The sequence below is a fragment of the Nocardioides panacihumi genome (genome assembly GCF_039530925.1).
Classification (GTDB): domain Bacteria; phylum Actinomycetota; class Actinomycetes; order Propionibacteriales; family Nocardioidaceae; genus Nocardioides; species Nocardioides panacihumi.
In genome coordinates this window covers 1,680,681-1,689,681 of sequence record NZ_BAAAPB010000001.1, presented here as the reverse complement: position 1 = coordinate 1,689,681, position 9,001 = coordinate 1,680,681, and the positions used below count along the sequence as shown (strand labels likewise).

General features: G+C 72.0%; 8 protein-coding genes and 2 tRNA genes. 5 read left to right on the top strand and 5 right to left on the bottom strand.

The features are described 5' to 3' along the window. Positions 1 to 517: 517 nt before the first annotated feature. Positions 518 to 590 (bottom strand) — tRNA-Glu (locus ABD205_RS07900). 151 nt (positions 591 to 741) lie between these two features. Here ABD205_RS07900 and ABD205_RS07895 point away from each other — a divergent pair. Both ABD205_RS07895 and ABD205_RS07890 read left to right on the top strand, forming a co-directional pair. Next, a tRNA-Phe gene (locus ABD205_RS07895) sits at positions 742 to 815 on the top strand. A 93-nt stretch (positions 816 to 908) separates the two neighbouring features. After that, positions 909 to 1,550, top strand: coding sequence for an alpha/beta hydrolase (locus ABD205_RS07890; RefSeq protein WP_344044138.1), 642 nt, complete (start codon positions 909 to 911; stop codon positions 1,548 to 1,550). A gap of 45 nt (positions 1,551 to 1,595) precedes the next feature. Here the strand turns inward: ABD205_RS07890 and ABD205_RS07885 are convergent, their stop codons facing one another. Both ABD205_RS07885 and ABD205_RS07880 read right to left on the bottom strand, forming a co-directional pair. Continuing rightward, a complete protein-coding gene (locus tag ABD205_RS07885; RefSeq protein ID WP_344044136.1) occupies positions 1,596 to 3,227 on the bottom strand; it encodes an alpha/beta hydrolase in 1,632 nt (543 codons plus the stop codon). Positions 3,228 to 3,489: 262 nt separating this feature from the next. Continuing rightward, the gene (locus tag ABD205_RS07880) at positions 3,490 to 4,950 is read right to left on the bottom strand and encodes a sensor histidine kinase (RefSeq protein WP_344044134.1); all 1,461 of its coding nucleotides are present in this window, start codon (positions 4,948 to 4,950) and stop codon (positions 3,490 to 3,492) included. A gap of 138 nt (positions 4,951 to 5,088) precedes the next feature. Between ABD205_RS07880 and ABD205_RS07875 the strand changes: the two genes are divergently transcribed. Together ABD205_RS07875 and ABD205_RS07870 are read left to right on the top strand one after the other, a co-directional pair. Continuing rightward, a complete protein-coding gene (locus tag ABD205_RS07875; RefSeq protein WP_344044132.1) occupies positions 5,089 to 5,358 on the top strand; it encodes a DUF2277 domain-containing protein in 270 nt (89 codons plus the stop codon). After that, positions 5,348 to 6,172 carry an NAD-dependent protein deacetylase gene (locus ABD205_RS07870; protein ID WP_344044130.1) on the top strand — a complete coding sequence of 275 codons (825 nt, stop codon included), beginning with the start codon at positions 5,348 to 5,350 and terminating at the stop codon, positions 6,170 to 6,172. The genes ABD205_RS07875 and ABD205_RS07870 overlap by 11 nt, the downstream gene beginning before the upstream one ends. Here the strand turns inward: ABD205_RS07870 and ABD205_RS07865 are convergent. Together ABD205_RS07865 and ABD205_RS07860 are read right to left on the bottom strand one after the other, a co-directional pair. Then, positions 6,156 to 6,500: a hypothetical protein gene (locus ABD205_RS07865; RefSeq protein ID WP_344044128.1), complete on the bottom strand. Its 345-nt coding sequence runs from the start codon at positions 6,498 to 6,500 to the stop codon at positions 6,156 to 6,158. The genes ABD205_RS07870 and ABD205_RS07865 overlap by 17 nt on opposite strands. A 148-nt stretch (positions 6,501 to 6,648) precedes the next feature. Then, positions 6,649 to 7,341, bottom strand: a complete 693-nt coding sequence (locus tag ABD205_RS07860; RefSeq protein WP_344044126.1) for an iron-dependent transcriptional repressor DtxR — start codon at positions 7,339 to 7,341, stop codon at positions 6,649 to 6,651. Between the two features lie 44 nt (positions 7,342 to 7,385). Here ABD205_RS07860 and ABD205_RS07855 point away from each other — a divergent pair, with 44 nt between their 5' ends. Continuing rightward, positions 7,386 to 8,987 carry a glycoside hydrolase family 13 protein gene (locus ABD205_RS07855; RefSeq protein ID WP_344044124.1) on the top strand — a complete coding sequence of 534 codons (1,602 nt, stop codon included), beginning with the start codon at positions 7,386 to 7,388 and terminating at the stop codon, positions 8,985 to 8,987. The last annotated feature ends 14 nt before the right edge of the window (positions 8,988 to 9,001 follow it).

The following is a 9,001-nucleotide window of genomic DNA, read 5'->3' as shown; positions in this document are numbered from 1 at the left end:
CGACGAAGCCTGGCGGGAAGGTGGGCGGAGAGGCGAGTGCGCGCGAGCTGGTAGCGATGGAGCTCGGGGAGTGTCGGAGTGCGGCCGAATGCGCGCATGAACCGGCGTTCGAGTTCAGGTTCGCCGGTGTCGGTCCTGTCGGTCGTCGCCATTGACGATGCCCCCTCGATCTGCCGATGTCGGCCCCCGTCCTGCGAAGGTCGGGCCACGAGAATGACCGACATCCATCCACGATCGCAAGCATGGTTGAGAACCCAACCACCCCACGATGTCTGAGCACGCCTGGGTCGGGCGTGAAGTCGAGCGGCACCACGGGGGCCGGGAACCGTGACTCGACGCCGGCAACGCGAGCATCTGCGGCCCGCGCCCGCACGCGCTGGGCGTGCTCGACATCGCCTGCGAGGCAAGGCTTCTGCACGAGCTCTGCAAGAACGTCCGTGGATGGCCGGACAGGACCGGACGGGCGTCGCCGTGACCCGCGCATCGCCTGCACGGGCCAGCAGCAGATCATGAGTCGCACCCCCTACCGGATTCGAACCGGCGCTACCGCCGTGAAAGGGCGGGGTCCTGGGCCGCTAGACGAAGGGGGCTCCAAGCGCGCGTCAGTCTAGTGCGCCGCGGCTCGGCGTCCTCAACCCGGGGACGTCATACGACCTGGTCGCGCCGACGACCACTTCGTATGACGTCCGGCTGGCCCGATTGGTCCCGTCCATCGCGGTCCGGTAGTCTCTCCCCTCGCCCGGCCAGGTAGCTCAGTTGGTACGAGCGACCGACTGAAAATCGGTAGGTCGGCGGTTCGACCCCGCCCCTGGCCACAGGCATGACGAAGACCCCCGAGGACTCCTCGGGGGTCTTCGTGCGTCAGGCCCGCATGCCGTCGGCTCCGAATAGGCGAGATGATGCGACCTGTGACCTCACCACCACCGGACTCCGCTGCGGGGTTCACGGACGAACGGCTCCCGCGGACGCCGCGCGCCGTCGCGCTCGTGCTCCACGGCGGGGCGGAGTTCGCCGAGGACCCCGTCGACGGGCGCAGCCTGTCGTGGCACCGAGGACGCAGGCTCCTGCGCGACATCGCCCGGCCGTTGGACCGCGCCGGCGTCGGCATCGCGCTGCTGCGCTACCGCGTCAAGGGCTGGAACGCCGGCCCGGGCGTGCCGCCGCCGGTCGTCGACGCCCGGTGGGCGCTCGACGAGCTGGAGGAGCGCCACGGGCTTCCGGTCGTCATAGTCGGCCACTCGATGGGTGGCCGGACCGCCGCGGCGGTGGCCGACCATCCCGCCGTACGCGGGGTCGTGACCCTGGCGCCGTGGCTCCCGCCGGGCGAGCCCGTCGCCCCGCTCACCGACAAGATCCTCCGCGCAGCTCACGGGCGGCTCGACCGGATCACGTCGGCCCCCGCCACCCGCGCGTACGTCGAGCGGGCGGCGCGGGTCTGCGACGCCGAGTTCACCGACATGGGCGACGCGGGCCACTACCTGCTGCGCCGGATGCGGGCGTGGAACCAGTTCGCCGTCGACGCCGTGCGCGACGTGATCGACCGGGACTGACGTGCGTGGAGGTGGGAGCGTCCGCCCCCACCTCCACGCACCAGGTCACGGCTGCGGCATCGCCGCCTCGGTGATCACCTTGCGCAGGCTGCCGAGGCGGTCGTGCGTCGAGGCGCCGGACGGAGCGGCCACGGCCGCACCGGCGACCGGGGTCGGGGTCGGCGGCGGCACCGGGTCGCACTGCACGTCGGACCGGTTGCCGGGCCTGCGCTTCGGCAGGTTGCCGGTCAGCAGGTAGTCGGCGATCTTGTCGTCGGTGCAGGCGACGCCGGAGAGCGAGCCGGCGTGCGTCGTGCCTCCGACGCCCTCGATCATGACCGACCTCGGGAACTGCCTGCGGGCCTCGAGCGCACCCGCGAACGGCGTCGCGGCGTCGTTGGTCTCCTCGATCATCAGGATCGGCGGGACGCTCTTGCCGTCCACCTTGACCGGCCGTGCCGACGGCGCGGCCCAGGTGAGGCACGGCGCGTTGTACCACGTGTTGTTCCACGCCAGGAACGGCGCGGACGACGCGATCTTGTAGGCGTCGTGCTCCTGCTTCTTCCAGCTCGGCCACGGCGCGTCGGTGCACTCGACGGCGAGGTACGACGCGTAGGTCGCGTCACCCGGAGCGCCGTACGCCTCCTTGGCGGGCGCCAGGTCGCCGTGCGCCGCTGCCGCGAGGACGTGCGCGTAGGTGTCCCAGTCGAAGACGTAGTAGGCGGCGCCGACGAAGACGTCGTTCCAGTCGGACGCCCCGAAGTCGGCCTGCGGGTGGGCGGTCAGGTCGGCGAGCGTGTCGTAGTAGATCTGCCGGACGGCCTTGCCGTCAGTGCCCAGGCCGTACGACGCGTCGTTCTTGGCGACCCAGTCGAAGAACGTGTTGATGTTCGGGTCGAACTGCTTCTCCTGCGCGAGGTTCAGCTCGTACCACGCCTGGCTGGCGCCGATGACGCCGTCGAGGACGAACCGCCGGACCCGGTCGGGGTGCAGGGTCGCGTAGACCTGGCCGAGGTAGGTGCCGTAGGAGAACCCGTAGTAGTTGATCTGCGAGGCACCGAGCGCCTTGCGGATGCTCTCCATGTCGTTGACCCAGTCGGTCGTCCGGTCGTGGTCGAGCAGCGCCCCGCCGGCGGTCGCGCAGTCGGCCGCATAGCCGGCGGCCTTGTCGAGCCAGAACTGCTTGATGCCGGGACCGGGCTCGTACGCGGGCCGCCCGGGCGCGAAGTAGCTCGGGTCGCAGCTCAGCGACGGGATGCTGCGCCCGACACCGCGCGGGTCGAAGCCGATCCAGTCGTAGGGGTCACCGCCGTGGTTCGGCACGAACTGACCGAGCCTGGCCAGGCCGAGCCCGGAGCCGCCGGGGCCGCCCGGGTTGACCAGCATCGGTCCCTGTGCGGCGGCGTCGCTCGTCTTGTGAGCGATCCGCGACACGTAGAGCTGGATCTTCTGACCAGCAGGGTCGGCGTAGTCGAGCGGCACCGTGAGGTAGCCGCACTGCGCGCCGGCGTTGCGCAGGCTGGTGGTCGGGCAGGTGCCCCAGGCGATCGGCGGCGGGGTGTACGCCGGGGTGCCGGGGGTGTGATGTCCGGAGCTGCCCGTGCCGGGATTGCCGGCGGTGCGGGCTTGGGCTGACGCGGTGGCGAGCGCTGAGCTCACCAGGACCGCGGCTGCCACGACGGACAGGACTCGTCTCATGCGTGTGACCTCCCGAGAGACGGCGCGCCCCCGAGTGGGCCGCGCCGTGACCTACCTAACACGTCGGAAGCGTCGGCGTCATCACCCCTGGGCGATCCGAGTCGGCCGCGAGCGGCTCGGCACAGTGCCCGTCAAAGTGCGCAGAGAGCCAGCCAAAGTGTCACCGTGATGGTTTGAGCGGTCGGTGACACATCGCAACTATCACCCGTGCCGCGAACTATCACCGTGACAGTTTGGCGGGCGAGCGGCGGGCCGGCGGCACTCAGCGGGAGGCCGGCACCAGCCACACGAGGCTGGTGCCGTGCGGTGTCGCAGGGCCGGTGCGCATGACGCCGCCGTGCGTCTCCGCCCGGCGGAGCGCGTTCCGCAGGCCGCTCGCGACACCCGCGTCGGGCGCCATGCCGACCCCGTTGTCGGTCACCCGCAGCATCAGCCAGGCGGGCGAGGCCGCCAGCTCGACCTGCACTGCCGACGCCCCCGCGTGCCGCGCGACGTTCGACAGCGCCTCGCGCAGCACCAGCAGCGCCTCGTCGGCGACCGACTCGGCGAGGACGGTGTCGACCGGGCCGCTGAACCGCAGGGCCGGCCGGAAGCCGAGCACGGCGGCGTACTCGTCCACCAGACCCCGCGCCTCGCCCGTGAGCGACCGGGTCAGGCCGCGACCGAGCTCGAAGATCGTGGCGCGCAGGTCGCGGATGCTGGCGTCGAGGTCGCGCACGCTCAGCGTGATGGCCGCCTCCATCCGGACGCCGTCACGGCCGAGGGCGGCCTGCAGCTGCATGCCGGTCGCGTAGAGCCGCTGGATCACCAGGTCGTGGAGGTCGCGCGCGATCCGGTCGCGGTCGGCCGCGATCAGCAGCTCGTGCCGGTCGGCGATCGCCTGGGCGCGGTCGAGCGCGAGGCTGACCTGCCCGGCGAAGGTGGACAACAGCTGCCGCTCGAGCGCGCCGAGTCCGGAGGGCATCCCCGCGTGGTCGACGAGCAGGACGCCGGGTGACGCGAGCTGGGTCTGCAAGGGGATGAGCAGCGACTCGACACCGGCCACCCGCTCGACGGCCAGCAGCCGGCCGCCGTCGCCCGCCGCGGCGATCTCCTCGGCGAGCACCCGTGCTGCCTCGATCGCGTCCGCCTCGTCGCCGTCATGGGCGACCAGGTGCCACCTGTCGTCACCCGGGCCGTCGGGCTCGAGCAGCGCGACGAGCGACCCTCCACTGGCGGCGCGCACGCCGGCGACGAGCTGTGCACGGGCGTCGTCCGGAAGCATGGTCGGCGCCAACGCGGCCGCGACCTTGACGGTGCCCTCGAGCCACCGTCGACGGCGATCGCTCTCGTCGAAGGCGACCGCGTTCGCCACCAAGGGCGCGGCCAGCGCGGCCAGCCGGGTCACCAGCTCGCGGTCCGCGTCCTCGAAGGCGACCTCAGGCCCGCGGACCGTGATCCGACCGAGCGCGGCGCCGTGTGCCAGCAGGTCGAGCGTGAGCCCCTCGCCGGCGTCCGCCGGCACGGCACCGTGCTCGACGTTGCGGACCACCGCGTCCTCGGAGCTCAGCTCGACGACGGCGTACGACGCCCGCGCCAGGGCGCACGCGACCGCCGCGGTGCGTCGGAGTGTCTCGTCGAGGTCGGGGGCGGACCCGATGAGGTCGATGGCATCCAGCAGCGCGTGGACTCTTGCTGCGTCGTCGGGCAGCGCCCTCATGGCAGCCCGGTGGCGTCCCTGCACCTCGTCACCCTAGGTCCTCCGGCGGCGCCGCCACAGACGGCGAGGACAGGTCCGACCGGACGGCGGCGGAAGTGGCCCGGACGAGTCAGGACGTCAGGGACCGACCGACGAGACCTCGCATCGTCGTACGCTGGCCGCATGTGTCGCAACATCCGCCCGCTCCACAACTTCGAGCCGCCCGCGACCCAGGACGAGGTGACCGCGGCGGCGCTGCAGTTCGTGCGCAAGGTGGCCGGGACGACCAAGCCGTCCACCGCCAACCAGGCCGCCTTCGACCGCGCCGTCGCCGAGGTGGCGCACGCGACCCGGCACCTGCTCGAGGAGCTGGTCACCACCGCGCCGCCGAAGAACCGCGAGGTCGAGGCGGCCAAGAGACGCGCACGCGCCGAGGTCCGGTATGCCCGCTGACCAGGCCCTGGCCCTGCTCCGGGACCGCAGGCTCGTGGTCCTGACCGGCGCCGGCCTGTCCACCGACTCCGGCATCCCCGACTACCGCGGGCCGGGTGCGCCAGGCCGCACCCCGATGACCTACCAGGAGTTCGTCTCGGGCGCCGCCGCGCGTCGGCGCTACTGGGCGCGCAGCCACCTCGGCTGGGGTCGGATGCGCACGGCGCACCCCAACCCCGGCCACCATGCAGTCGCCGGCCTCGACCCGACCCTGCTGATCACCCAGAACGTCGACGGCCTCCACGAGCGGGCCGGGAGCCGTGACGTCGTGGCGCTGCACGGCCGGATCGCCGACGTGATCTGCCTCGACTGCCGGTGCGTGACGTCCCGCGCCGACCTCCAGCGCCGGCTCGACGACCTGAACCCGGGCTGGGCGGCGGCCCATGCCGACGTCGCCGTCCGTCCCGACGGGGACGTCGATCTCGAGACCACCGACGGGTTCGTCGTGCCGGACTGTGATACCTGCGGCGGGGTGCTCAAGCCCCACGTCGTGTTCTTCGGCGAGAACGTCCCGCGCGACCGGGTCGACCGCTGCTACGCGGCGGTCGATGCCCTCAACGGGGGCGCAGGCACCGACGGTGCGCTGCTCGTCGCCGGATCGAGCCTCACGGTGATGAGCGGCCTCCGGTTCGTGCGCCGGGCGGCCCGCAACGGCACGCCCGTCGTGATCGTCAACCGCGGCGCCACGCGGGGCGACGCCTTGGCGACGTACAAGGTCGAGACCGGGTGCAGCGAGTTCCTGACGGAGCTGACGGCGGCTACGGCTGTCGCGTGAAGGCCTGTGCGCGACGCAGGTCGCCGAGCAGGTCGACGATCTCGTGCAGCCCCTGGTTCTCGGGCAGCATGTCGACGTCGGTGAGCCGCTGGGCGGCCATGTCCATCGGCAGCCGCGCGCCGATGTGCAGGGCGTAGACTGGCTCGCCCTCGCTGGAGTCCACGGAGAGCACGACGGCGGCGTGGAACTCGCCGTCGCTGTCGCTCACCAGGACCTCCTGGCCCTCCACGAGGATGGCCGCGAGGCCTGTCGCCTCGTGGCCCACCGCGAGTGGTCCGGGTCCGGAGATCAGGTCAGCCGCCGACATGTCGACGTGGAACAGCTCCATGTGGTCTCCCCCTCCCCCGAGGCATCCTCACGCGCAGATCCGGCTCGCGCGCCCCGGGCAGATCGTGTCCGCCTCGGGAGAGCATTTCACCACGCCAGAGGCGGCCACAGTCACGAATCCGTGACCTTGGGACCGAATGACGACGGATTTAACCGTCGAGACGTCGTACGAAGATGTGCTCGGCCGCCTCCGGGACGATCTCGGCGCTCTCCCCGCCGGATCCGACCAGCACGCCCTCGTTGGTCGCGACGACCGTCACGGACCGGTCCGGCAGCGCCCCAACACGGCGCAGCGCGCTCATCAGGGACTCGTCCTTCTGCATCTCCTCGGAGATGCGGCGCACCAGCACCGTGCCCTTCTCGAGGGTCGCCACCTTGGCCAGCGACTCGACGCCGTCCATGAAGTCCTCGCCCAGAGTGTCCGAGCCGAGCTCGTCGAGGCCCGGGATCGGGTTGCCGTACGGCGACTCCGTCGGGTGACCGAGCAGCTCGAGCAGGCGCTTCTCGACGGTCTCCGACATGACGTGCTCCCAACGGCACGCCTCCTCGTGGACGAGCTCCCAGTCCAGACCGATGACATCGGTGAGCAGGCGCTCGGCGAGCCGGTGCTTGCGCATGACGCGCGTGGCGAGCCGGTGGCCTTCGTCGGTGAGCTGGAGGTGTCGATCCCCCTCGACGGTGAGCAGACCGTCGCGCGCCATCCGCGCAACGGTCTGGGAGACGGTCGGGCCGCTCTGGTGCAGCCTCTCGGCGATCCGCGCACGCAGCGGGACGATGCCCTCCTCGACCAGCTCATAGATGGTCCGCAGGTACATCTCGGTGGTGTCGATCAGGTCGCTCACCTGTCCATTCTAGGGGGCCGCCCTGCGCCCCCTAGGGTGGTCGTGTGACTGCTACCCCCGCTGCGCCCTGGTGGCGCCACGCCGTGACCTACCAGGTCTACCCCCGAAGCTTCGCGGACGCGAACGGCGACGGGATCGGCGACCTCCCGGGCATCACCTCCCGGCTCCCCTACCTCCGCGACCTGGGCGTCGACGCGCTCTGGATCTCGCCGTTCTACAAGTCCCCGCAGAAGGACCACGGGTACGACGTCTCCGACTACTGCGACATCGACCCGCTGTTCGGCACCCTGGCGGACGCGGACGCGCTCATCTCTCGCGCGCACGAGCTCGGGCTGCGCCTGATCGTGGACCTGGTGCCCAACCACACCTCCAGCGAGCACCCGTGGTTCCAGGCCGCGCTCGCCGCCACGCCGGGCTCCCCGGAGCGCGCGCGCTACCTCTTCCGTGACGGGCGCGGCCCGAACGGCGACCAGCCGCCCAACAACTGGCGCTCGGTCTTCGGGGGCGCGGCCTGGACCCGCGTGCCGGACGGCCAGTGGTACCTGCACCTCTTCGACAGCTCCCAGCCCGACCTCGACTGGCGCAACCCCGAGGTGGGCGACATGTTCGAGGGCGTGCTCCGCTTCTGGCTCGACCGCGGCGTCGACGGCTTCCGCATCGACGTGGCGCACGGTCTGCTCAAGGAGGAGTCGCTGCGCGACCAGGTCGTGCCCCACGGCATCGACCCGTCCTCGGAGGCGAAGTCGATGATCCAGCTGTCGCTGACCGACGAGCCGATGTGGGACCAGCCCGAGGTGCACGACGTCTACCGCCGCTGGCGGCGGGTGCTGGAGGAGTATCCCGGCGACCGGATGCTCGTCGCCGAGGCCTGGACGCAGACGGCGGTCTCCCTCGCCCGCTACGTCCGCCCCGACGAGATGCACCAGGCGTTCAACTTCGCCTGGCTGCTCGCGCCGTGGTCGGCCAAGGCGTTCGCCGAGGTCATCACGGGCACCCTCGAGGAGCTGGCCGACATCAAGGCGTCGCCGACGTGGGTGCTGAGCAACCACGACGTCCTCCGGCACGCGACGCGGTACGGCGGTGGCGAGCTCGGCGTCACCCGCGGTCGCGCGGCGACGCTGGCGATGCTGGCGCTGCCCGGCTCGGCCTACGTCTACCAGGGCGAGGAGCTCGGTCTGGAGCAGGTCGAGGTGGCTCCCGAGGACCGTCAGGACCCGACCTGGCTCCGCACACGCAACACCGCGAAGCCGGAGGAGGGCCGCGACGGCTGCCGCGTCCCGATCCCGTGGAGCGGCACCGAGCCGCCGTACGGCTTCGGGCCCGGGAGCGGTCAGCCCTGGCTCCCGCAGCCGGACTCCTGGGCGCCCGTGACCGTCGAGGCCGAGACCGGCGACCAGGGCTCCACGCTGGAGCTCTACCGCCGCGCCCTCGCCGCCCGCCGGCAGTACGCCGGCCCGAACGGCGGTGAGACCGTCGAGCTGCTCGACCTCGGCGCCGACGTACTCGCGTTCCGCCGTGACGGCCTGACGGTCGTGCTCAACTGCGGCGACGAGCCGGTCACCCTGCCCGCCGGCGAGGTGGTCCTCACCAGCGAGCCGCTGACAGGGCGCACCCTCCCGGCCAACACCGCGGCCTGGCTGACCTGACCGCACGCCGAGAT

Coding starts and splice junctions, on each gene's coding strand:
- ABD205_RS07865 (WP_344044128.1), bottom strand. CDS start 6,500: ATGGAGCTGTTCCACGTCGACATGTCGGCGGCTGACCTGATCTCCGGA.
- ABD205_RS07870 (WP_344044130.1), top strand. CDS start 5,348: ATGCCCGCTGACCAGGCCCTGGCCCTGCTCCGGGACCGCAGGCTCGTG.
- ABD205_RS07875 (WP_344044132.1), top strand. CDS start 5,089: ATGTGTCGCAACATCCGCCCGCTCCACAACTTCGAGCCGCCCGCGACC.
- ABD205_RS07885 (WP_344044136.1), bottom strand. CDS start 3,227: ATGAGACGAGTCCTGTCCGTCGTGGCAGCCGCGGTCCTGGTGAGCTCA.